We start from the raw sequence: 21,720 nt of genomic DNA, 5'->3' as shown, positions 1-21,720 counted from the left end.
GTGGTATCTATTTGTATCAGGATAATGTAGTGCTTTGCGGTGCAAGTGCTTATGAGCAGAAATATTATTTTAATAAAGACTTTAATTCTCTGCCGGATCATGTGAAGAAAGAGCTTCAGATTATGTGTGTACTCTATACAGAGGAGATTGGAGGAATCTTTACTCTGGAGTTTGATAATCAGGGCGATCTTCAGTTTAAGACAGAAGCGGCAGAAGCAGATGGCTTTTATGATGATATCGGTGGGGCATTGAAGATCAAACAGCTTCGCCAGGAAAAACAGGAACTTCTGGAATCCCTGGAAATGTATTACCGGGTATTTTTCCTGGGAGAAGATGTGGAAGAAAAATAAGACAGAACATAAAGGTTAATATGAATAGTAATTTAGACAGTAACTTGAAAAATGGGAATACCATGCATAAAATTCCTGAAAAAATGTCATGGAAAATTGGAAATGTAGAGATTCCTAATCGTTTTGTTCTTGCTCCTATGGCAGGGGTGACAGATCTTGCTTTTCGCAAACTGTGTAAGGAACAGGGAGCTGGGCTTCTCTGTATGGAGATGATCAGTGCCAAGGCAATTTCCTATAAGAACAAGAATACCAGGGAGCTTATGAAAATAGATCCTGTGGAGCATCCCATTTCTCTTCAGCTATTTGGAAGTGAGCCACAGCTGATGGCAGAGGTGGCAAAGGAGATTGAAGAGGAGCCATTTGATATTCTGGATATCAATATGGGATGTCCGGTGCCCAAGGTGGTAAATAACGGAGAAGGATCTGCACTTTTGAAGAACCCGGAGCTGATCGCAGATATTGTGAAAAGCGTATCCTCCGCAATCAGTAAGCCTCTTACTGTGAAGGTGCGAATTGGTTTTGAGAAAGAGCCTGTTGATATTATTGATATTGTGAAGCGTATTGAGGATGCCGGGGCGGCTGCGATTGCAGTTCACGGACGGACAAGGCAGCAGTATTATTCCGGAAGCGCAGACTGGGAAACTATCGCCAGGATCAAAGAAGCAGTATCTATTCCGGTAATTGGAAATGGAGATGTGGATTCTCCGAAAAAGGCAGAGGCTTTATTTTGCCAGACCGGCTGTGATGCTGTAATGATTGGAAGGGCTGTTGAGGGAAATCCCTGGATCTTCCGGGAAATGAATCACTACTTTGCAATGGGCGAAGAACTGCAAAGACCGACGCTGGATGAGATTAAGGAAACAATTCTGAAGCATGCGAGGGCGCAGATCCAGATGAAGGGCGAATTTATCGGAATTCGTGAAATGCGGAAGCATGTGGCATGGTATACAGCCGGAATGCCTCATAGTGCCGGACTTCGCAGAGAGTCCAACAACATCAGCAGCTATGAGGAATTACAGCAGCTGTTGGAGCGGCTGTAGCAAGGATACGGCAGGTAAGGAGCAATCACTATCATGAAAGAGTTATTAAGATGCAAGACGGTTCAGGAAGCATTTAGGTTTTTAGAAAAGGACGACAAGAGGACGTTGCAGGAAACTCTGGAAATGTGCCAGATTCCGGCGCCCTCTTATCAGGAAGAGAAGAAAGCAGAATATGTTTTTGGTAAGATGCAGGAGGCTGGTCTTGAAGATGTGCACATTGATGCGGTGGGAAATGTTCTGGGTGTCCGAAAGGGAAACGGAAATGGTCCTCGTATCGTGCTTGCAGGACACACTGATACAGTTTTCCCGATGGAAACAGACCTGACGCTGAAGCAGGATGGAAACCGCTACAGCTGTCCGGGAATCGGAGATGATACAAGAGCTGTGGCAGAACTTCTTAGCATCGCAAGAGCAATGAATGCTGTAGGAATCCGTGGCGAGGGAGATATTGTTTTCTGCGCGAATGTGTGTGAAGAGGGACTGGGAGATTTGCGGGGGACGAAGCATGTTTTTGGTGTTGATGGGAGTGCACGTCATCCATTTGATGGATTTATTTCTATTGATGATAAAAATACCTCGGGGATTATTTATCAGGCAGTAGGAAGTGAGCGCTACCTGGTAACGTTCCACGGTACGGGCGGGCATAGCTACACCGACTTCGGCATTCCAAGCCCCATCCACGCAATGGGACGCGCAATCGCCAAAATCAGCGATTTTCAGGTTCCATCAGCCCCAAAAACTACATTCACCGTGGGCGTAGTAAACGGTGGCTCTTCTGTGAATGTAATCGCAGAGGAATCGTCTATGCTGGTAGATATGCGGTCTCTGGATGCAAATGCGTTAGCGGAACTTTCCGCTAAGTTCCATAAGGCGGTAGAGGAAGCCGTGGAGGAAGAGAATGCACGCTGGGGACTTGGAATTAATGACTCTGATTGCATTACTGTTACCTTTGAACAAAAAGGCAAACGCCCTGCCGGAACCCAGGAAAAACAATGCCAAATCGTACAGGCAGCCAACGTTGCTAACCAGGTGATTGGTATGGAAACCCTCTACATAGGCGCCGCAAGCACCGATGCAAACATTCCCATCAGCCTTGGAATTCCAGCAATTACTGTGGGCTGGGGCGGCAAAGGCGGCGGCGAACATACCATCCACGAATGGTACGAACACACCGAAACCTGGAAAGGCCCCCAGCGAGATTTGCTGTTGCTCCTGGCACTGTCCGGTTTTGAAGGAATCCGTAAATATCAGCTTCCTCATATTACCGACTTTAACGTTGATTTTTCAAAGGAGTAAGCTATAATAAAATTAGAATGTATTTGAAAAATCATTCTCGCAAAGTGTCACGCACATCTAGCAGAAAGCCTTTTGAGGGCACGCTCCAGGAGAAAAGTTCTCCCGGAATGTTGAAAATACGATATCGCAGAAAGGGGATTTTACTATGGGAAAAACAATTCAGGAATTAACCGCTGATCTGCTGGCAGCACCGTCAGCTTGCAAGGAAATCAAAGAGGCAGCTCAGAATTATCTGGATGCTGTTGGAAAAGAGGGAGAAGCAGAGGCTGCTAAAGCTTATGTTGCAGAGCTGGAAGCAGACATCATGCCGATCGACGGGCTGATTGCTTTCGCAGAGTCTGATATGGGTGCAAAAGTATTTGGCGCAGATGGCGTTAAGAACGTCCTGATTCATGCGAAAGAGCGCAAGGAAGCAGGCGAGAAATACTGTGATTGCCCTGCATGCGCAGCTTGCGAGGCACTGCTGAATAAGAAGGATGAAATCCTGAAATAATTTATAAAAGGGTTTGCAGGCGTGCGTGGTACAAGTGCCGTGTCGCTTGCAGATAACAGGAAAGTTTATTTAAGAGGAAGGGTCTGAAGAGATTCTTTCTCTTATTTTAATATTGCCGGAATTGTGTGAATGAAATAAAAGAAACTTATGTACAAATTCACTTTAATGTTGTATAGTGGTAAAAATAATACAGAGCTGTTATTTTGGAGGTATAAGATGGCTGGATATTTAATTTCAGAGACAACCCGCGAGGAGCGGGAAAAAATAGTTGCAGAATCCCTGGGAAACATAGAGGCAAACTGTGATGGCTGCATGGCCGGACTTGCAGAAATGTATCAGGATTACATTGAAGGCAAAAAGGAACTCCGTCAGATCAACATGGAGTTCAATGCCAGATATGTAAAAGGAGAAGACATGCCGGGAAGAAATCGCTGCCCAATGTAAAAGACCATTGTAAACAGACATAAAGGAGCTTACCGGACTTATCTGGGCAGCAGCACTGATGCGCCCATCTAAGAGTACCAAGGATATGGAGCTGAAATCTCTCAAGAAAAAATACAAGAGCAAAGGCTTTGCTGCCGGATGCTCCCGTGAGGTAATCGAAAGAGGCGCACAGCAGCTTGGCTGGGATTTGGAGAAGCTTCTGACCATGACCTTACAGGCAATGGCTGCAAGTGAAGATACTATTAACGCAGAGATGGCAGCAGAACAGGAGGAATTAGGAAAATGATATTAGAAACCTGGTATTATGAGGTGGTTTCCATAGATGGAGATTATGCGAATCTGCGCCGAACCGATGCAGATTCCCCGGAACTTAAACTGGTAGCCCGTGCACTTCTGCCGGCAGAAATCAAAGAAGGCACAAAGCTGAAATATGAGATGATGCAGTATGAAGTAATTGGATAAAAGAAACAAAACCAACGGGTATCCCTGGAAACGGTGATACCCGTTATTTTCACTTATGCAAATTCCTCCACTCTCTGGGTGAAACCCCATACACATTTTTGAACGCCCGTGAAAAATGGAGAGGGTTTTCGTACCCTACGGCGCAGCCGATATCACTTACAGAGAGAGTCGTCAGCTTCAGAAGCTCAGCCGCTTTTGTCATGCGGTAGCTGATCAGAAACTCCTGTGGGGAACGGCCGGTACTGGTGCGGAAAATTCGTCCCAGATAACTTCTGTTAATACCGCACACAGCGGCAACATCTTCGATAGAAATATCATTCTGGAAGTTCTGTTCAATAAAATTAATCGCTTCTTTGATATAATAATCACTCATTTTGCTGTTGACAGCAGGCTTTGGTGCAGGAGCTGACTGCGCCAGTAAATCCAGAAAAAGATACAGATGTCCCATCAGATGAAACACAGACTGGTCTGAATGCTCAGAAATATACAAAAGCTCTTTGGCCATTTTTTCCCGCAGCTCAGCAGAACGGGTACGATAAACAGGAGAATCGGCAGAGAAGCCGCAGACATTCAGAATTTCCGTAGTCCGCAGTCCGTCAAATTCCACCCACACATATTCCCAGGGTACATTTACGTCTGCAATATACGTAGTAATTTGGCCGGGAAAAATCATGAAGCCCTGTCCGCTGCGAATCTGGTAGCTGTGGTTTTCTCCTCTGGAATCAGCAGCCATCAGAGTTCCTGTCCCGGAAAGCACATAATGAAACAGATAATGATTCCGTGTCGCCGGACCAAATAAATGCCCGGGGGCACATTTTTCGTGTCCATATTGATAGAGACACAGATCAATGAAGTTCTCGCTTGGGAAAATGTGGAAATTGTTGTTCATATGCTGAAAATCTCCTGTGGAAGTTTTGTGGTATCAATATTATACTACGTTCTTACTGTTAAAAAAACACAGATTGCACAAGTAGATCAGATTGTGGAAGAAAATCAACGGCAGTATGATATTTGGAGGAAAAAACAGTAGAATTGTACAGAACAGAGAATGCAAAGGCAATGGATAGGTGCAATATATATCTTAATGCGATATTATATTTCATTATACAACAAAAATGCACTATAAAGCCATGAAACAGGAAAAAGATTGCTATTTAAGTGCTTATTTTGGTATGTTATACTAAACGTGAATTGAAGTGCAAGCTCTTTCTGATAAACTGCGAAGCAGTTATTCGGTTACGAGCAAGTAGCGAAGCGGACCTGGAATATCCGCTTGATAAGAAAAAAGGAGGCTCCTACCCATGTCAATCACATTCAACGAATCCACCCGCATTTTCACTCTTAATACCGCTCATTCCACCTATCAGATGCAGGCAGATATGCATGATTACCTGCTTCATCTGTACTACGGTGCCAGAACAGCAGGGGAAATGGGCTATCTTCTCAGCTATGCAGACCGCGGCTTTTCCGGGAATCCGTATTCAGCAGAAATGGACAGAACCTATTCTCTGGATGCGCTGCCACAGGAATATCCTTCTCTTGGAACCGGAGACTTCCGTAATTTTGTATTAAATATTGAAAATGCAGATGGCTCCCAGTGCTGCGATCCAGTCTATGTAAGTCATAAAATCACAAAAGGAAAATACAATTTATCCGGACTTCCGGCAGTACGTGCCGGGGAAAATGAAGCAGAAACATTGGAAATTCTGCTGGCAGATCCAAACACAAATATGGAAATTCATCTCCTTTACGGCGTACTGGAAAAAGAGGATATTATTACAAGAAGTGTGATCATTAAAAATGCAGGGGAAACTTCTGTAACTATCAGAAAAGCCCAGTCTGCATGTCTGGATTTCCTTCATGGAGACTATGACCTGATTAAATTTTACGGAAGGCATGCTATGGAAAGAAATATGGAGAGAGTACCGGTTTCTCATGGAAGTATTCGCCTGGGAAGCCGCAGAGGAACCTCCAGCCACCAGTACAATCCAGGTGTGATCCTTGCGCAAAAAAATGCAAATGAGGATAGCGGAAGCTGTTATGGAATGCTGCTTGTGTATAGTGGGAATTTCCTTTGTGAGGCAGAAAAGGATCAGTATAATCAGACCAGACTTCAAATGGGCCTTACGGATGAACTGTTTGCATATCCTCTTGCACCAGGGGCCGAATTTACAGCACCGGAGGTTATTTTATCTTATTCAAACAAAGGTTTTTCCAGACTTTCCCAGCAGTATCATCACTGTATTATGAACCATATCTGTCAGGGCAAATATGTTCATGAAAACCGTCCGATTCTGATCAATAGCTGGGAAGCTGCATACTTTGACTTTACCGGAGATACTATTGTGGAGCTTGCAAAACAGGCAAAAGAGCTGGGAATTGACATGGTTGTTATGGACGATGGCTGGTTCGGAAAGCGAAATGATGACAACTCTTCTCTAGGTGACTGGTGTGTAAATGAGGAGAAATTAGGGGGAACTCTTTCCCAACTGATTGAGCGTGTAAATGCAGAAGGAGTAAAATTCGGCATCTGGATCGAACCGGAAATGGTAAACGAAGACAGCGAGCTTTATCGAAAACATCCTGATTGGGCGATTACCATTCCGGGACGAAATCCAATTCGTTCCAGAAATCAGCTGCTTCTTGATTTTTCAAGAAAAGAGGTTCGCAACCATGTTTTTGAGCAGATTTGTGCAGTGCTGGATCAGGGAAATATTGAGTATGTAAAATGGGATATGAACCGTAGTATGGCAGATGTATATGCTTCTAATGTAACCTATGATTATGTTGTTGGCGTATATGATTTTCTGGAAAAACTCACCTCAAAATATCCGAATATTTTGATTGAAGGCTGCAGCGGAGGCGGTGGAAGATTTGACGCAGGAATGCTGTATTATACTCCTCAGATCTGGTGCAGTGATAATACAGATGCCATTAATCGTACCAGAATTCAGTATGGAACCTCCTTCTTCTATCCGGTGGCAGCTATGGGATCTCATGTATCTGCAGTGCCAAATCATCAGACCGGAAGAGTGACAAGCCTTCATACAAGAGGCGTTGCGGCAATGTCAGGAACCTTTGGATATGAGCTGAATCCTGCACTTTTAAGTGTGGAAGAAAAAGCAGAAATCCGCATGCAGCTCGCCAAATATCGGGAACATCAGGAGTTGATTCGTGAGGGAAATTATTACCGTCTTTCTGATCCGTTTCAGGATGATTTTGCTGCATGGATGGTAGTGTCTGAAGATCAGAATCAGGCACTGGTAAGTGTAGTCAGATTAACTGCAGAAGCAAATCCGGTGGCAGCTTATGTAACTCCAAGAGGACTTGCTGAAGATGCTTTTTATCTGGAAAAAACAACGGGAAAGGTTTATGCCGGTGCAGCTCTTATGGAAGCAGGCATACTTCTTACCGCACCCAAAGGAGAATATGAGGCATATCAGATTATGCTGCAAAGAGTGACAGAGTAACACATGGTATCTATGATTCCGTTCGGTCTTCTTGCCGGATTTGCAGGAGACCGGGAGATAAGGATTACAAAATTAGATGAAACCGGCTTTGGTTTTCGACTGTGCAAGGAAAACCAAATGATGGCTTCCGGGAATACAAAAGCCGGAAAAGACAAGACAAAGACAGGTCCGCAGCAGCTGTTCAGGCTCTGCTTTTATGATCTGGAAAAAGGCGAATATAATGAAGTGAAAATTTCTTTCTATGACCTAAAAAAAGAGACTGATGAGCCATCTGAATTTTATGAAAAATTTTGGGTTTTCGTTAATCAGCCGGACTATAAGCAGGCTGTACAGAGCTTGCTAAGACAGTACAACAGATATATTCATTTAAAGCTGGAAGAGGATGACAGTGGGCTGGCAAAAAATATGACTGGTTATCCGGGGGAACTGGATCAGGTAAGGTGTGAGAGTCTGGAAGCGCAGATGCAGATCTGGGACGAAGAGGTGCAGGCTGTTGTATCAGAAGCAACTTCGGATGGAAAGGAAATTTGGAAGAAGCTGAATGCAGAGCTGGCATTAGAACTGGATCATACGGAAATGTATGCTGATTATCTACGGCTTTCTTTTGCAGAATTTCTTAAGAAATATGCCGAAAACAGTATTGGTATTTGCAAAAAGCTTTTGCAGTCAGAACGAAAACCTAAATGGTTATATATTGGAAATCAGTTCTGTCATCTATTGTTTCCGGAACAGGATATGTTGTTTAAGCTGATGGAAAAGGCAATAAAAGAACATCTGAAAATAACCCTTGTTTTTTCTTATATACGGGAATATAAGCTGGATTTTATTTCTCGCTTACTGTGTGAAATTGATAAGTGGTGCCGTCTGCATAATTGTCAGATTGAAGTGGTTATAAATGACTGGGGGATGGCAGAAATCCTGAAAAATCAGACGGAAAATCTGATTCCATGTTTAGGCACATTGCTTAATAAAAGAAAAAAGGATCCGCGTATTTCCTATAAAACAGGTGATCAAAAATTATTTAAAGAAAATAGCCTGAATGCACAGTTTTATAGGAATTTTCTGCGAAATACCTACGGAATCTGCCGCTTTGAATGGGAAACCTGTGGTTATACGCAATTGTTTCCCATAGGAAAAAACAGTCTTCATATACCTTTTTATCAGACAAATACGTCGCAGTACTGTCCGTTATTTGCGGTTTGTGCAAATGGTGAAAGAGGTCGCCAGAAGCTGATGAAAAACTGTCCGGAATACTGCAGGGAATATGTACTTTTGTATCCGGAGCATTTGCATATGATGGGAAGATATAATTCTTTATTTGGTATTGATATGGATGCTTTGAAGGATATAAAAGTTTTGGAGGCTTATATAAAAAACGGCGTGGACAGACTGGTAATAGGAGAGCAAAAATGACTAATTGGATTGAAATAAAAGACTTTAATACGCCGGAGCTTGGCTTATATGCCAGCCTGTCAGAGGTACAGCTGTTGAGATATTATGAACCAAAGCCGGGGCTTTTTATAGCGGAAAGTCCAAAGGTAATTCAGCGTGCAGTCAATGCAGGCTATGAGCCGATTTCCTTTCTTGTGGAGCATAAGGATCTGGAAGGAGCGGCGAAGGAAATTCTGGCGCAGTTTCCGGAAACCCCGGTTTATACAGCAGAGTATGATGTGCTGATAAAGCTTACAGGCTTTGCTCTGACAAGAGGAATGCTATGTGCCATGAAACGGCGTCAGCTGCCGTCTGTAGAGGAAATCTGTCAAAATGCCTGCAGAGTAGCAGTACTGGAAAATGTGGTAAACCCAACCAATATAGGTGCGATTTTTCGTTCTGCCGCAGCCTTACATATGGACGCAGTGCTGCTTACAGGAGGATGCTGCGACCCTCTTTATCGAAGAGCTGCCAGAGTGAGTATGGGAACTGTTTTCCAGATTCCATGGACCTATTTTGACAAGAAGATTTCCTGGCCGGAGGCCGGAATGGACAGCCTGAAAAAGATGGGATTTAAATCTGTGGCAATGGCGCTTCGTGATGATTCTGTCAGCATTGATGATCCTGCCCTTTTGGCGGAAGAGAAGCTGGCAATTATTCTTGGGACAGAAGGAGATGGCCTGTCCGGTCAGACGATTGCAGACTGTGATTACACAGTGAAAATCCCTATGTCTCACGATGTGGATTCCCTGAATGTGGCCGCAGCCAGTGCAGTGGCATTTTGGGAGCTTGGAAAGAAAAATTTAACATAATATTCAGTAAATGCTATCTCACGAGGAATTATTATTATGAAAATCGTAGCAGGATTAGGCTCAATCGATGAATATGAGCGCTTTGTAAAAGCAGGAGCAGATGAGTTTTTCTGTGGATATGTCCCCTATTCCTGGTCAAAAAAATATGGCACAGTACTGCCGTTAAATCGTCGTGAAGTGCTTTGCTATAATGTGCAGCTTGGAGCCTTTGAAGAACTCAGGATTCTTGCAGCTATGATAAAAAAATACGGAAAACCGGTTCATCTTACTTTTAATTCTCTGTACTATATTCCGGAACAGTACCCGGAAATTGCAGAAATCATTCGATGCTGTATGACAATTGGATTTCACAGCTATATTATTGCAGATCCGGCACTGATGGTGTACTTGCGGGAAAATAATGTGGACTGTGACTTGCATATCAGTGGAGAAACAGGAGAAATCAATAGGCGTATGGTGGATGCAGTGGCACAATTTCATCCCAAAAGACTGATATTTCACAGAAAAAATACCTTCGAGGATATGGAAAGTGTTATTAAAAGCTGTAAGAATAAACAGCAGAATCTGTTATCAAAGCAAATGTATGAGGCGGGAAAAGAAGCAGAAATCTGTGAGTTTGAGGCATTTGTTTTGAATGAATTGTGTCAGTTTACAGGTGCATTTTGTAATTCCCTGCACTGTGATGAAATGGGATATCTTTGCCGGGTGCCATATGTTCCGGGAAAGAAAAAAGCAGGAAAAACAGAACTGGCTTTAGAAGTGTTAACAGATGAAATAGAAGAGGATATTTTGGATGTGCCGGATTATATTTGCGGCGAAACCGGATGCGGATTATGTGCGCTTTATCAGCTTCAAAGGGCTGGAATCACACACTTGAAGCTGGTAGGAAGAGGAAATTACGTGAATTATATGGAGAATGATATCCGTAATTTAAAGCAGGCGTTAGAGCTCCTGGATTGTGCGAAAAATGAAGCTGATTTTATAAATAAAATGAAAGCCAAACTGTTTGAGAAAGGCTGCAGCGGCAATTGTTATTATGAAACTTATGGTATGAAAAAATAGTATTTACGAAAAAGGTCCCGGCAGACGCCGGAACCTTTTTCGATTTATTTTATGCAATTGGTTCGAAATCAGCAGCTCCATGCTTACACAGCGGGCAGATATAATCCTCCGGAAGCTCATCTCCCTCATAAATATATCCGCAAACCTTGCACACAAATCCCTTTTTGCCTTCGGTCTGTGGCTTTGGTTTCACATACTTCTGATAATAGGTGTAGGTCATAGTGTCCTGATCGCTCATAACGCGGGCCTCTGTAACGCTGCAAATGAACATTCCGTGAGTTCCCAGATCTACATACTGCTCTACCTTCAGAGACATAAAAGCGTTAATATATTTATCCAGGAAAACCAGTCCGTTATCGGAACGGCGAACTGTCTGACCGGCAAATTTATCTACGCTTCGACCGGTCTGGAAACCAAACTGCTGGAAAACAGAGAATGGTGCTTCTACAGAAAGGCAGTTTACATTCAGCACACCTGTCTGTTTGATCACATGATGTGAATAGTTTGCCTTGTTAATGTTTACGGCTACGCGATTCGGTGTATCGGTAAGCTGGGTTACAGTATTTACGATCAGCCCGTTGTCTTTTTTGCCGTCATTGGAGGTAACCACATAAAGACCGTATCCGATTCGGAAAAGGGCAGTCATATCATTCTTGTTTGCAAGCTCGTCACTCTTTGCAATGTATTCCTTACAAAGCTCGTCGGTCATAGCTTCCAGCTGCTCTTTGTTTTCCTGATTTACAGCAGACAGAATCTTTACAGTGGTGTCCAGCCAGTTGATTTTTTTGCATGGGGAAAGCATTTCTTTCATAACCTTTGCTGCAAGAGGTGCCCAGGAGCCGTTTTCAATAATGCCTACAGTGCGGTTCTGGAAATTGTGCTCCACCAGGCGTGTGATATAGTCGTGCATAAACGGATAAATGCTGGCATTGTATGTGGTAGTTGCAAGAACCAGCTTGCTGTAACGGAAGGCATCGGACAAAGCCAGAGACATATCATCTCTTGCAAGATCATAAACAACTACTTTTGGACACCCTTTGCTGCGAAGCTTATCAGCCAGCAATTCTACTGCTTTCTTTGTATGGCCGTAAACAGAAGTATAGGCAATTACAATTCCTTCTGTTTCCGGAGTATAGGAGGACCAGGTATCATACAGCCCAATGTAATGGCCAAGATTTTCCTTAAGAACAGGTCCGTGAAGCGGGCAAATGATCTGAATGTCAAGCCCGGCAGCCACCTTCAGCAGATTCTGTACCTGCGGTCCGTATTTTCCAACGATTCCGATAAAATATCTGCGAGCTTCGTCATCCCAATCTTCTTCTACATCAAGAGCACCGAATTTTCCAAATCCGTCTGCAGAGAAAAGAACCTTGTCTGTGCTGTCATAGGTTACCATAACTTCTGGCCAGTGCACCATTGGGGCAAAAACAAAGGTCAGGTTGTGCTTTCCAAGGCTGAGAGTACCGCCATTTTTTACTTCAAGCTTCTGACCCTCCAGGTCGAGGTCAAAGAAGTTGCGGATCATATTGAAGGTTTTTGCATTGGCAACAACAGTTGTGTCTGGGTAAACCTTAAGAAAATTTGCCACATTGGCTGCGTGATCCGGTTCCATGTGCTGTACGATCAGGTAATCCGGTTTGCGTCCGTTAAGAGCCTGATCCAGATTATCCAGCCATTCGTGTGTGAAATTAGCATCTACTGTATCCATAACTGCAATTTTCTCATCAAGGATTACATAAGAATTGTAAGCCATGCCGTTTGGCACTTTGTACTGTCCTTCAAAAAGGTCTATCTGATGATCGTTTACGCCTACATATTTAATGGTATCTGTGATTTTCATACGCTTTATCTCCTTTTTATAACCGGAAGTTGTTAGCTTTTTAACTTGATTGTATTATATCCATATTTCATGAAAAAATCTGTTGCAAATACAACAAAAAGGAGTATTCTGATAAAAAAGAGTAAAAGCTGTTTGAAATATAAAATATGAAGGAGAAGAAAGATGAATGCAGTTACACTTTTTTCCTATATAACGCAGGAAGAACAGGAAAGAATGAAGGTGTGCTTTGGTATGCGAGAGGCTTGTTATGAGAATAACGAAACGATCATGGAGTATGCCCATTCCATGAAAAAAATCGGTTTGCTTCTGGAGGGACAGGCAGTGCTTTATTGCTGCGATGAAGAGGGAAATCAGTACATGATGGACAATCTGGAAACGGACAGTGTTTTTGGGGAGCCGTTTTTGCTTCCAGAAGAATCTCAGCATTATTATGTCTGCGCAAGAGGAAAGACCAGGGTACTGTTTATTGATTATGAGCATGTGATCAAACGCTGCGAAAATGCCTGCAGGTTTCACAGCCAGCTGGTAAGTAATTTGCTTCAGATGATTGCAGCGCGCGCCAGCCAACAGGCGAGCAGGATTTATGTGCTTTCCAGAAACAGTACCAGGAAAAAAATCATGGCATATCTGAATTCCGTAGCCGGGGAAAACAGAGGGGAAAGCTTTATCCTTCCCATGTCTTACACAACTTTGGCTGAATACTTAAGTGTAGACCGCAGCGCCATGATGCGGGAACTGAAAAATCTGGCGGAGGAAGGAATCATTGAGCGCGAGGGAAAGAAGTTAAGGATTCTTTAAGGGTGGTATTCTGGCATCAGATTATAGATATTTGACTGTATTGAGTGAAAATTTGGTTGACGCAGGTGGATTTGTGCAACATAATATAGACAGAAAAGATTGCAGAGGCAGTGTAACTGCGCAGCAATCTGCAATACGGAACTGCTGCAAAGAGACAACGAATGAACGGAGGTTTTTTTCATGAAGGTATTAAATTATGGCTCATTAAATGTGGATTACGTCTATTCAGTAGATCACATTATTGTTGGCGGGGAAACACAGCACTCTTCTAAACTGGAGGTGTTTAGCGGAGGAAAAGGCCTGAATCAATCTATTGCATTGGCGAAGGCTGGTGTACCGGTATACCATGCCGGTATTGTGGGAACGGACGGAGACATTCTTCTGGATGCATGTAAGGAAGCCGGAGTAAACACCAAATATATCCGCAGACTTCCTGTAAAAGGCGGACATACCATGATCCAGGTGGATAAGAATGCTCAGAACTGCATTATTCTCTATGGCGGAACCAATCAGATGCAGACGAAGGAATTTGTGGATGAGGTCCTGGCTGATTTTGGTGAAGGTGACTACCTGATTTTGCAGAATGAGATCAATATGCTGGATTACATCATTGACCAGGCATACGAGAAAAAGATGAAAATAGTTATGAATCCGTCACCATTTGATGAAAAATTAAATTCCTGTGATCTGGGAAAGGTTTACCTGTTCCTGCTTAATGAGATTGAGGGTGAGCAGATTACCGGGTACAAGGATAAAGACAGAATTCTGGATGCAATGGCAGAGAAGTTCCCGGATGCATGTTTTGTTCTCACTTTGGGAAGCGATGGTGCTATTTACTATGATGGAAAAGAAAAAGTGTTTCAGGATATTTTTAAGGTAAAAGCAGTGGATACTACGGCGGCCGGAGATACCTTTACCGGATATTTTATTGCAGCGACTATTGAAGGAAGAAGCATTCAGGAGGCGCTTAGAATGGCTGCTAAGGCTTCTTCTATTGCAGTTTCAAGACCTGGTGCAACTCCGTCTATTCCGGAAGCGGAGGAAGTGAAAAAAGAATTGGAAATACTTTAAAAATCACAAGAATAGAAAATAAAATTTGACTGAGCATATGGATAGAAAAAAACGGGGCAGATGAAATCTGCCCCTTAAATTTTATATAAACATTTATATAAATATTTATATAAATGTTTATATAAACAAACAAGCGAAAATGATAAAACAGACAATTTTATGGTAAAAAGTAACTAAAAAAATGTGAAAAATATTGTGCATACATACAAAATAACATATAAAACTAAAAAGGATATTGAAATATTTGCATAAATGTTTATAATCAAATTATCAACAGTTCGGAGCGAAAACGAACAAAACAGAGTATATTTTTTAAGGAGGACGTATTAATGAAAGCAAGAAAAGCAATGGCATTAGCTATGACAGCAGCTATGGTTGGAGGATTAATGACAGTGCCGGTAATGGCAGAAGAGAACGCTGAATTACTTCCTGGTGGCGGAAGCAACATTATTTATTGCATTACACCTTCTACATCCAATCCGTTCTTCAACACAGAACAGGTAATTGCAAAAGAGAAAGCAGAAGAGCTTGGATATGAAGTGAAATGTGCTTCACATGATGATGACGCTGCTACACAGCTTGAGCTTTTCGAAGCAGCTATCAATGACGGAGCAGCAGCAATCATCTGCGATAACGCTGGTGCAGATGCTTCAATCGAAGCTGTTCAGAAGGCATATGATGCCGGAATTCCTACATTCCTGATCGACCGTGAAATTAACCAGTCAGGACTTGCAGTAGCACAGATCGTAGCAGATAATGCACAGGGCGCAGCAGCAATTGCCGAAGTATGGGTTGAGGCTATGAACTATGAAGGCAAATATGCAGAGCTTCTTGGACTTGAGTCCGATACAAACTGCCAGGTTCGTTCTGATAACTATCATTCTGTAATTGACGAGTACGAAGATCTTGAAATGGTAGCTCAGCAGTCTGCTAACTGGGATCAGACAGAAGCTTACGAGAAGACAGAAGCAATCCTTCAGTCCAATCCGGAGATTACAGGTATCATCTGTGGTAACGATACTATGGCATGCGGTGCTGTTCAGGCTTGTCTTGATGCAGGACGTAAAGACATTAAGATCATCGGTCTTGACGGATCTGACGAAGCAAACGCTTATATCAAATCCGGTGACATGGTTGGTACAGCTCTTCAGCAGATTGCACTGATCACAGAGATGGCAGTTGAGCAGGCTGACGCTTACCTTAAAGGAACAGCTCCGGAAGAAGAGAAACAGCTTGTTCCTTGCGTAGCAATCACAGCTGATAATACAGATTGTCTGAACGCATTTGTTTATACAGAGCCAGATGCTAAATAAGAGGACGAAATCAAGGTCAAAAGGTTAAAATGGAAGGCGGTGCGTCTGCGCCGCCTTTTATAATAGAAAGCAGGGAGAGATGATTATGAAAAGCAGAAGAATTTTGGCGGTTCTGGCCGCATGTACAGCAGTAACCTTTACCGGCTGTGGTGTAGTAACCGTGGTTCCGATTGGAGAGGAAGCTTCCTATACCGGTAAACAGGAATTTGATTCCGCAGCAGAATCAGAAGGAGACTGGTCATCTGTTGTAGCGGATATTTCCCAAAAAGCACAGGATCTTGTGGAATTGTTAAATGGTGATGGCATTACAGAAACAACGGCAGTAAAAGGAACAGGAAAAATTAAAGAATATAATACAGATACTCCGAAGCATTATCTTGTAGTGGAACTGGATGGTTTTACCGGAACAAAAGAAATCCGTGTCCGTACAGACGGACCGAATTCCAGTACTGCAATCCGTGACCTTCAGTCACTGAAAAACTTTGAAAGCTTTACCAACCAGACGGAATGGTCAAGCTATGGAAAAGAACTGAACAAGCAGGCGCTTGCGCAGGTTATTGATCCACTTGAAATCGACGAAAGTGTAGTTGGCAAGACTGTTACATTTACCGGCGGAGCAGAAGCAGGTGCAGATGCAGTAACGATTACAGCAGTTGAGCTGACAATTGAATAAAAGGAGGAAGCATTATGTTTGATGATCCGAATGTTGTTCTCCATTGTGAAAAAATTGATAAAATTTATCCGGGAACCAAAGCCCTTGATCAGGTTTCCTTTGATCTTTTAAAAGGTCAGGTAAATGTTTTGATCGGAGAAAATGGCGCAGGAAAATCTACCCTGATGAAAATGATCGCCGGAATTGAGCAGCCGTCTTCCGGAAAAATGTACATGGATGGAAAAGAAGTTTATTTTAAGGATACCAATGCTGCCCGAGCCAAGGGAATTGGAATTATTCATCAGGAGCTTTCTCTTTTCCCGAATATGACAGTGTATCAGAACATTTTTATGGGACATGAGAAAAAGAAGGGGATTTTCCTGGATGACAAAGCTCATTCAGAGGGTGCCAAAAAGATCCTGAAACGTCTGGAGCATGAGATTCCGCCGGATACAATGGTTGGAGATCTTCGTGTAGGCCAGCAGCAGATGGTAGAGATTGCACGTAATCTGAATCAGGACGATCTGCGGGTACTGATCATGGACGAGCCTACATCGTCTCTTTCAGCAGCAGAGGTTAAAGTTCTTTTCAAAATCATGAGAGAGCTTCTGGAGGCTGGGATTTCTATTGTATATATTTCTCATCGTCTGGAAGAAATTATGGAAATCGGCGATCATGTTACCATACTCCGGGATGGAAAATACGTTGCAGATGCAGCAGTTAAAGATATTGAGCTTAGCTGGATCGTAGAGAATATGGTAGGAAAGAATACACAGTACCACCGATTTGAACGAAGCATTGATCTTTCCAAGCAGCCTAAGATGCTGGAGATTAAAAATCTGTGCCTTCCGAAAAAAGGCGGCGGCTGGACACTTGACCATGTGAGCCTTGACCTGAAAAAAGGTGAAGTTCTTGGTATTTACGGACTTTTGGGAGCCGGACGAAGTGAATTATTTGAATGCCTTATGGGGCTTCACCCGGAGCATACCGGAGATGTATTTTATGAAGGTAAAAAGCTGAAAATCAAGGATGTTGCGACTCAGATTCAAAATGGTTTTGCGCTTGTTCCGGAGGACAGACAGAGCCAGGGACTGATTCAGACTCTTGATATTGGCAAGAATACATCTATTTCTTCTCTGAAGGATTATGTAAAAGGTCTGTTTCTTGATGAAAAAGCAGAGAATGCGGCAGTTGACGAACAGATCAGGGATATCCATATTAAAGTGGCGGATAAGAGACTTCCTATTTTGTCTCTGTCCGGTGGAAACCAGCAGAAGGTTGTTATCGGTAAGGGCCTTTTGACTAAGCCGAAGATCCTGCTTCTGGATGAGCCTTCCCGTGGTATCGATATTGGTGCGAAGACAGAGGTCTTTGAGATCATTCATGAACTTGCGGAAAAAGGACTTTCTATTATTGTTATCTCATCTGAGCTAAAAGAAATCATGGCAATCGCAGATCGAATCTGTGTATTGTCCAATGGTAAAAAGACCGGCGAGCTGACCGGAGATGAGATTACAGAAGACACACTTGTACGTACATCTTATGCCGGACTTGGAACCGGAAGAAATGCGTAAACCGGGGAGGAGCAGAATAATGAATAACAAAAAATCAAATAATAATCAGTTATTAATGACCCTGTTAAAAGGACGTACCTTTATTGTATTGGTACTTCTGGTCATCTTTTTTACCATTGTAAAAGGAACTACATTTCTGTCAGCATCTACACTGACCATGGTTGCAAAACATGTGGCTCTGTATGGAATCCTGGCACTTGGTATGACATTTGTAATTATTACCGGCGGTATTGACCTTTCCGTAGGTTCTGTAGTTGGCTTGGTTGGAATGCTTGCAGGAGGAATGATTCAGGAAGGTATCACTCTGAAATTTGCAGGTGTAACACTTTATTTCAGTGTACCGGTAATTGTAATTGCCATGTTGATTGTTGGCTGTCTGATTGGAGCAGTTAACGGACTCATTGTAACAAAATTAGGTGTAGCACCGTTTATTGCTACACTTGGTACTATGTATATCTGCCGTGGTTTTGCAAACCTTCGCTCCAACGGTGCAACCTTCTCCGACATCAAAGGCTATGACGGACTTGGAAATACAGGCTTTAAGATTCTTGGAAGCAACATTGCAGGTATTCCTACTGGTGTTTACATTTTCGCAGTGCTTGCAGTTATTTCTGTTATCATTCTGAAGAAGCTTCCATTTGGCTGGTATGTACTTGCAGTCGGCGGCAATGAGAAATCTGCACGTCTTTCCGGCATTAAAGCGGACAAGATCAAGATCATTGTTTATATGATTTCTGGCTTTTGCGCAGCCTGGGTTGGTATGATTAACACAGCACAGCTTTCAGCAGCACATCCTGCATCCGGTGATGGCTGGGAAATGAACGCAATCGCAGCTACCGTACTTGGCGGAACCTCCATGAGTGGTGGATCCGGAACCATTATCGGAACTGTAGTTGGTGCATTCGTTATCGGTGTTATCAACGATGGTATGACAATGTGTGGTGTATCTGAGTTCTGGCAGAAGGTTATCCGTGGTCTGGTTATCATTCTTGCAGTTGTAATTGATCAGACACAGAGAAATCTCCAGGCGAAGATGGCGCTTCAGGCAAGAAATGAGAATAAATAAACATTTGGAAATATTGCAAAAATTTACAAAAAGATTTATAGTAAAATGAAGAAGCAGGAGGAAGAAACGTGAAGAAATCAGGGATTTTAAATGCCCAGCTGATTCGCTGCATCGCGGAGCTTGGACACAAAGATCTGTTCATGATCGGTGATGCGGGAATGCCGATTCCGAAAGGCGTGGAGATCGTGGATCTGGTTGTATGCGGAGGGGTTCCTACCTTTAAACAGGTAATGGATGCTGTGCTGGCAGAAACAGAAGTGGAAGCCTACACCATTGCAAATGAGATCGAGGAAAAAAATCCGGAGCTTCTTGCATATATTCAGCAGAACCTTCCTGAGGCTGAGGAGAGCAGAATTGACCACGTAGACCTGAAAAAGATGTCCGCGCAGTGCAAATTTGCGATCCGTACAGGTGAGTTTACACCTTATCCGAACATAATTTTAAGAGCGGGAGTTGCTTTCCCGGCATAAAGCATGATCAGAGAAGACGCTGCGAAAGACAGGTAGAACCTAGTTTTGCAGCGTCTTTTTGTTTGAATCGGCGAAAAATTTTCAGGGGGCCAGGAAAAGATGTGTATGCGGATATTTACTCACAGAGGAGGACTTGAATATGAAAGTAAGTGTGAAGAAAATCAGTGAGATCACCGGATTTTCTCCAGCGACGGTATCAAATGCATTAAATTATAAAAAAGGCGTGAATGCAGAGACATCTGCGAAAATTTTCAAAGTGGCACAGGATCTGGGCTATTTTGAGGAAAATCATATCCGCAAGGTAAAATTTGTGATGTTTAAGCGTGACGGCTCTGTGGTAGAGGACTCTCCATTTTTTATTCAGCTGATTTCCGGAGTGGAGCAGGAATGCCGTGCCTGTGGCATGGAGATGCAGCTATGCAATCTGGACAAGCGGGATCCCGGGTATCAGGAACAGGCGAAATGGATTATGAACGATAAGGCGTCCGCTGTGATTCTTCTGGGGACAGAGATGGTGGATTCGGATATTAATCTGATCCGGGGCATGACCTGTCCGTTTATTGTGATTGATTACTGGAAAGAGGATATGAGCTTTGATGCCATGCTCATTAATAATGCGGATTCAGCCCGTATGGCAACGGAGTACCTGATTGCAAACGGACATAAAGAAATTGGGTATCTTCAGGGAAAATTCAGGATTAAACCTTTCCGTTCTCGTTCGGCAGGTTATCAGACCGCATTGCAGAAAGCAGGGCTGCATTTAAATAAGGACTATGTTTTTACCATGTCAACTACTATTGACGGTGCATATGAGGATATGAAGCAGTATCTGTCTAAGAAGGCGAAGCTGCCTACTGCATTTTTTTCAGATAATGACATGATTGCTTTGGGTGCTATGAAGGCTATGGCGGAATTCGGAATCCGGATTCCGGAGGATGTTTCTATTGTAGGATTTGATGATCTGACTTTTTCCTCTATTTCCTATCCACCGCTGACCACTCTGCGCGTACCGAAGCAGGAGATGGGCAGAGCGGTTGTAAGAAGGCTGCGGGATATGCTCAAGGACAATGACGGAATCAAACTTAAGATGCAGATGTGTACGCAGTTTATTGAGCGGGAGAGTGTGAAAAAAATATAAGGATGCTTCAAAAATGATGCATTGGTAGAAATTAAATCTAATAAAGTCCTGATTTCTCAGAAATCAGGACTTATTAAGTTTCTGGCTTAGGCGCGAATTGCGTTCATAATTGCGTCGTAAAGCTCGTCATAAGTTTCATAAGCGGGGATTTCTGGATACTCGGCTTTAATTGCATCGGTGCTCTTAAAGAGGAATCCGGCCTTGCTTGCCTGGATCATGCCAAGGTCATTGTGGCTGTCTCCGCTGGCAATGGTGTCATAGCCGATAGACTGCAGTGCTTTGACTGTGGTGTATTTGGACTTCTCACAGCGCATCTTAAAGTCAGTGATCTCGCCGTTTTCCCCTACAACCAGGGAGTTGCAGAAGATGGTCGGGTAGCCCAGCTTTTTCATAAGAGGACCTGCAAACTGGGAGAAGGTATCGCTGAGGATGATAACCTGGGTCTGCGCACGCAGCTTATCCAGAAATTCCTTTGCACCCGGAATCGGATCAATTTTGGCAATGGTTTCCTGGATCTCCTTCAGTCCAAGTCCGTGTTCCTTCAGGATATTCAGACGATATTTCATTAATTTATCATAATCCGGCTCATCGCGAGTCGTTCTCTTCAGCTCCGGAATCCCCGTAGCCTCGGCAAAGGCGATCCAAATCTCCGGCACCAGTACGCCCTCTAAATCTAAGCAAACAATTTCCATAATTTCCTCCATTCTGCGGCCATATGCTGCCGTCGCTATTTTCAATTTAAATAAATGGAATCGTGTGAAGTCAGTTATTATGTTTGCTTTCACACATTATCCTATTATAGCGTAAAAATGTAAGGAGTGCCAGACCTAAATTAGAATGGAGGGAAAATGTTTGGAAATCAGGGAAAAATAGAGAAAAATTGTCTGGTCGAAATTTCTCGGTTGTATTGCCGTATTGAGAAAAATGTGGTATATTAT

General features: G+C 43.1%; 21 protein-coding genes and 1 pseudogene. 19 read left to right on the top strand and 3 right to left on the bottom strand.

All coding sequences use genetic code 11. The annotated features are described in order from the left end of the window. Nucleotides 1-11: 11 nt before the first annotated feature. From OCV70_RS10465 to OCV70_RS10435, 7 genes and pseudogenes are all read left to right on the top strand, one after another. Nucleotides 12-350 carry a DUF6145 family protein gene (locus OCV70_RS10465; RefSeq protein WP_117852804.1) on the top strand — a complete coding sequence of 113 codons (339 nt, stop codon included), beginning with the start codon at nucleotides 12-14 and terminating at the stop codon, nucleotides 348-350. 83 nt (nucleotides 351-433) lie between these two features. Continuing rightward, nucleotides 434-1,390 carry a tRNA dihydrouridine synthase DusB gene (gene dusB, locus OCV70_RS10460; RefSeq protein ID WP_195587828.1) on the top strand — a complete coding sequence of 319 codons (957 nt, stop codon included), beginning with the start codon at nucleotides 434-436 and terminating at the stop codon, nucleotides 1,388-1,390. Nucleotides 1,391-1,423: 33 nt separating this feature from the next. Beyond that, complete coding sequence (locus tag OCV70_RS10455) at nucleotides 1,424-2,686, top strand: M20/M25/M40 family metallo-hydrolase (protein ID WP_195587826.1); 1,263 nt, start codon at nucleotides 1,424-1,426, stop codon at nucleotides 2,684-2,686. Nucleotides 2,687-2,831: 145 nt separating this feature from the next. After that, the gene (locus tag OCV70_RS10450; protein ID WP_186901829.1) at nucleotides 2,832-3,179 is read left to right on the top strand and encodes a molecular chaperone Hsp90; all 348 of its coding nucleotides are present in this window, start codon (nucleotides 2,832-2,834) and stop codon (nucleotides 3,177-3,179) included. Nucleotides 3,180-3,395: 216 nt separating this feature from the next. Continuing rightward, the gene (locus OCV70_RS10445; RefSeq protein ID WP_186901830.1) at nucleotides 3,396-3,623 is read left to right on the top strand and encodes a purine biosynthesis protein PurH; all 228 of its coding nucleotides are present in this window, start codon (nucleotides 3,396-3,398) and stop codon (nucleotides 3,621-3,623) included. A gap of 25 nt (nucleotides 3,624-3,648) precedes the next feature. Beyond that, nucleotides 3,649-3,909 (top strand): annotated as a pseudogene (locus tag OCV70_RS10440) (hydrolase); the annotation flags it as partial. Then, complete coding sequence (locus OCV70_RS10435) at nucleotides 3,906-4,085, top strand: hypothetical protein (protein WP_021926119.1); 180 nt, start codon at nucleotides 3,906-3,908, stop codon at nucleotides 4,083-4,085. The pseudogene OCV70_RS10440 and the gene OCV70_RS10435, both read left to right, overlap by 4 nt. Nucleotides 4,086-4,134: 49 nt before the next feature. Here OCV70_RS10435 and OCV70_RS10430 read toward each other — a convergent pair whose 3' ends face one another. Beyond that, nucleotides 4,135-4,974 carry an AraC family transcriptional regulator gene (locus OCV70_RS10430; protein WP_195587824.1) on the bottom strand — a complete coding sequence of 280 codons (840 nt, stop codon included), beginning with the start codon at nucleotides 4,972-4,974 and terminating at the stop codon, nucleotides 4,135-4,137. A 412-nt stretch (nucleotides 4,975-5,386) separates the two neighbouring features. Between OCV70_RS10430 and OCV70_RS10425 the strand changes: the two genes are divergently transcribed. Genes OCV70_RS10425 through OCV70_RS10410 form a run of 4 tightly spaced genes read left to right on the top strand, consistent with a single transcriptional unit; the run spans nucleotide 5,387 to nucleotide 10,860 of the window. Beyond that, on the top strand, nucleotides 5,387-7,555 hold the full coding sequence (locus OCV70_RS10425) for an alpha-galactosidase (protein ID WP_195587822.1): 2,169 nt from the start codon (nucleotides 5,387-5,389) through the stop codon (nucleotides 7,553-7,555). Between the two features lie 3 nt (nucleotides 7,556-7,558). Further along, nucleotides 7,559-8,968 (top strand): hypothetical protein, encoded by a 1,410-nt coding sequence (locus OCV70_RS10420; protein WP_207743321.1) that lies wholly within the window; start codon nucleotides 7,559-7,561, stop codon nucleotides 8,966-8,968. Then, nucleotides 8,965-9,798: a TrmH family RNA methyltransferase gene (locus OCV70_RS10415; RefSeq protein ID WP_195587818.1), complete on the top strand. Its 834-nt coding sequence runs from the start codon at nucleotides 8,965-8,967 to the stop codon at nucleotides 9,796-9,798. The genes OCV70_RS10420 and OCV70_RS10415 overlap by 4 nt, the downstream gene beginning before the upstream one ends. 36 nt (nucleotides 9,799-9,834) lie before the next feature. Further along, on the top strand, nucleotides 9,835-10,860 hold the full coding sequence (locus tag OCV70_RS10410; RefSeq protein WP_173768281.1) for a U32 family peptidase: 1,026 nt from the start codon (nucleotides 9,835-9,837) through the stop codon (nucleotides 10,858-10,860). 49 nt (nucleotides 10,861-10,909) lie between these two features. On the opposite strand, the gene OCV70_RS10405 is transcribed toward OCV70_RS10410, so the two are convergent. Further along, nucleotides 10,910-12,700 (bottom strand): flavin reductase, encoded by a 1,791-nt coding sequence (locus tag OCV70_RS10405; RefSeq protein WP_173768283.1) that lies wholly within the window; start codon nucleotides 12,698-12,700, stop codon nucleotides 10,910-10,912. Between the two features lie 162 nt (nucleotides 12,701-12,862). On the opposite strand from OCV70_RS10405, the gene OCV70_RS10400 reads away from it, so the two are divergent. The 8 genes from OCV70_RS10400 to OCV70_RS10365 all read left to right on the top strand — a co-directional run bounded on the left by OCV70_RS10400 (nucleotide 12,863) and on the right by OCV70_RS10365 (nucleotide 20,782). Continuing rightward, complete coding sequence (locus OCV70_RS10400; RefSeq protein WP_186901843.1) at nucleotides 12,863-13,498, top strand: Crp/Fnr family transcriptional regulator; 636 nt, start codon at nucleotides 12,863-12,865, stop codon at nucleotides 13,496-13,498. A gap of 180 nt (nucleotides 13,499-13,678) precedes the next feature. Beyond that, nucleotides 13,679-14,569 carry a ribokinase gene (locus tag OCV70_RS10395; RefSeq protein ID WP_117852827.1) on the top strand — a complete coding sequence of 297 codons (891 nt, stop codon included), beginning with the start codon at nucleotides 13,679-13,681 and terminating at the stop codon, nucleotides 14,567-14,569. Nucleotides 14,570-14,898: 329 nt separating this feature from the next. Next, nucleotides 14,899-15,882: a D-ribose ABC transporter substrate-binding protein gene (locus tag OCV70_RS10390; RefSeq protein WP_186900849.1), complete on the top strand. Its 984-nt coding sequence runs from the start codon at nucleotides 14,899-14,901 to the stop codon at nucleotides 15,880-15,882. Nucleotides 15,883-15,967: 85 nt separating this feature from the next. Then, a complete protein-coding gene (locus OCV70_RS10385) occupies nucleotides 15,968-16,555 on the top strand; it encodes a DUF2291 family protein (protein ID WP_021925122.1) in 588 nt (195 codons plus the stop codon). 14 nt (nucleotides 16,556-16,569) lie between these two features. Further along, entirely contained in the window at nucleotides 16,570-18,108 is a 1,539-nt protein-coding gene (locus OCV70_RS10380; protein WP_021925123.1) for a sugar ABC transporter ATP-binding protein, read from the top strand. Nucleotides 18,109-18,127: 19 nt separating this feature from the next. Next, nucleotides 18,128-19,174 carry an ABC transporter permease gene (locus OCV70_RS10375; protein WP_117852834.1) on the top strand — a complete coding sequence of 349 codons (1,047 nt, stop codon included), beginning with the start codon at nucleotides 18,128-18,130 and terminating at the stop codon, nucleotides 19,172-19,174. A 68-nt stretch (nucleotides 19,175-19,242) separates the two neighbouring features. Further along, nucleotides 19,243-19,644: a D-ribose pyranase gene (gene rbsD, locus OCV70_RS10370; RefSeq protein WP_117852837.1), complete on the top strand. Its 402-nt coding sequence runs from the start codon at nucleotides 19,243-19,245 to the stop codon at nucleotides 19,642-19,644. A 139-nt stretch (nucleotides 19,645-19,783) separates the two neighbouring features. Further along, nucleotides 19,784-20,782, top strand: a complete 999-nt coding sequence (locus tag OCV70_RS10365; protein WP_117852839.1) for a LacI family DNA-binding transcriptional regulator — start codon at nucleotides 19,784-19,786, stop codon at nucleotides 20,780-20,782. A gap of 86 nt (nucleotides 20,783-20,868) precedes the next feature. Here OCV70_RS10365 and thrH read toward each other — a convergent pair whose 3' ends face one another. Beyond that, complete coding sequence (gene thrH / locus OCV70_RS10360) at nucleotides 20,869-21,474, bottom strand: bifunctional phosphoserine phosphatase/homoserine phosphotransferase ThrH (RefSeq protein ID WP_195588309.1); 606 nt, start codon at nucleotides 21,472-21,474, stop codon at nucleotides 20,869-20,871. Nucleotides 21,475-21,720 lie beyond the last annotated feature (246 nt).

The sequence above is a fragment of the Blautia acetigignens genome (genome assembly GCF_025566865.1).
Taxonomy (GTDB): Bacteria; Bacillota; Clostridia; order Lachnospirales; family Lachnospiraceae; genus Blautia_A; species Blautia_A acetigignens.
This window is presented reverse-complemented; position numbering and strand designations above follow the sequence as displayed.

What these genes read in the sequence shown, in the direction of transcription:
- dusB (WP_195587828.1), top strand. Translation starts at nt 434, where the DNA reads ATGTCATGGAAAATTGGAAATGTAGAGATTCCTAATCGTTTTGTTCTT.
- OCV70_RS10455 (WP_195587826.1), top strand. Translation starts at nt 1,424, where the DNA reads ATGAAAGAGTTATTAAGATGCAAGACGGTTCAGGAAGCATTTAGGTTT.
- OCV70_RS10450 (WP_186901829.1), top strand. Translation starts at nt 2,832, where the DNA reads ATGGGAAAAACAATTCAGGAATTAACCGCTGATCTGCTGGCAGCACCG.
- OCV70_RS10445 (WP_186901830.1), top strand. Translation starts at nt 3,396, where the DNA reads ATGGCTGGATATTTAATTTCAGAGACAACCCGCGAGGAGCGGGAAAAA.
- OCV70_RS10435 (WP_021926119.1), top strand. Translation starts at nt 3,906, where the DNA reads ATGATATTAGAAACCTGGTATTATGAGGTGGTTTCCATAGATGGAGAT.
- OCV70_RS10430 (WP_195587824.1), bottom strand. Translation starts at nt 4,974, where the DNA reads ATGAACAACAATTTCCACATTTTCCCAAGCGAGAACTTCATTGATCTG.
- OCV70_RS10425 (WP_195587822.1), top strand. Translation starts at nt 5,387, where the DNA reads ATGTCAATCACATTCAACGAATCCACCCGCATTTTCACTCTTAATACC.
- OCV70_RS10420 (WP_207743321.1), top strand. Translation starts at nt 7,559, where the DNA reads ATGGTATCTATGATTCCGTTCGGTCTTCTTGCCGGATTTGCAGGAGAC.
- OCV70_RS10415 (WP_195587818.1), top strand. Translation starts at nt 8,965, where the DNA reads ATGACTAATTGGATTGAAATAAAAGACTTTAATACGCCGGAGCTTGGC.
- OCV70_RS10410 (WP_173768281.1), top strand. Translation starts at nt 9,835, where the DNA reads ATGAAAATCGTAGCAGGATTAGGCTCAATCGATGAATATGAGCGCTTT.
- OCV70_RS10405 (WP_173768283.1), bottom strand. Translation starts at nt 12,700, where the DNA reads ATGAAAATCACAGATACCATTAAATATGTAGGCGTAAACGATCATCAG.
- OCV70_RS10400 (WP_186901843.1), top strand. Translation starts at nt 12,863, where the DNA reads ATGAATGCAGTTACACTTTTTTCCTATATAACGCAGGAAGAACAGGAA.
- OCV70_RS10395 (WP_117852827.1), top strand. Translation starts at nt 13,679, where the DNA reads ATGAAGGTATTAAATTATGGCTCATTAAATGTGGATTACGTCTATTCA.
- OCV70_RS10390 (WP_186900849.1), top strand. Translation starts at nt 14,899, where the DNA reads ATGAAAGCAAGAAAAGCAATGGCATTAGCTATGACAGCAGCTATGGTT.
- OCV70_RS10385 (WP_021925122.1), top strand. Translation starts at nt 15,968, where the DNA reads ATGAAAAGCAGAAGAATTTTGGCGGTTCTGGCCGCATGTACAGCAGTA.
- OCV70_RS10380 (WP_021925123.1), top strand. Translation starts at nt 16,570, where the DNA reads ATGTTTGATGATCCGAATGTTGTTCTCCATTGTGAAAAAATTGATAAA.
- OCV70_RS10375 (WP_117852834.1), top strand. Translation starts at nt 18,128, where the DNA reads ATGAATAACAAAAAATCAAATAATAATCAGTTATTAATGACCCTGTTA.
- OCV70_RS10365 (WP_117852839.1), top strand. Translation starts at nt 19,784, where the DNA reads ATGAAAGTAAGTGTGAAGAAAATCAGTGAGATCACCGGATTTTCTCCA.
- thrH (WP_195588309.1), bottom strand. Translation starts at nt 21,474, where the DNA reads ATGGAAATTGTTTGCTTAGATTTAGAGGGCGTACTGGTGCCGGAGATT.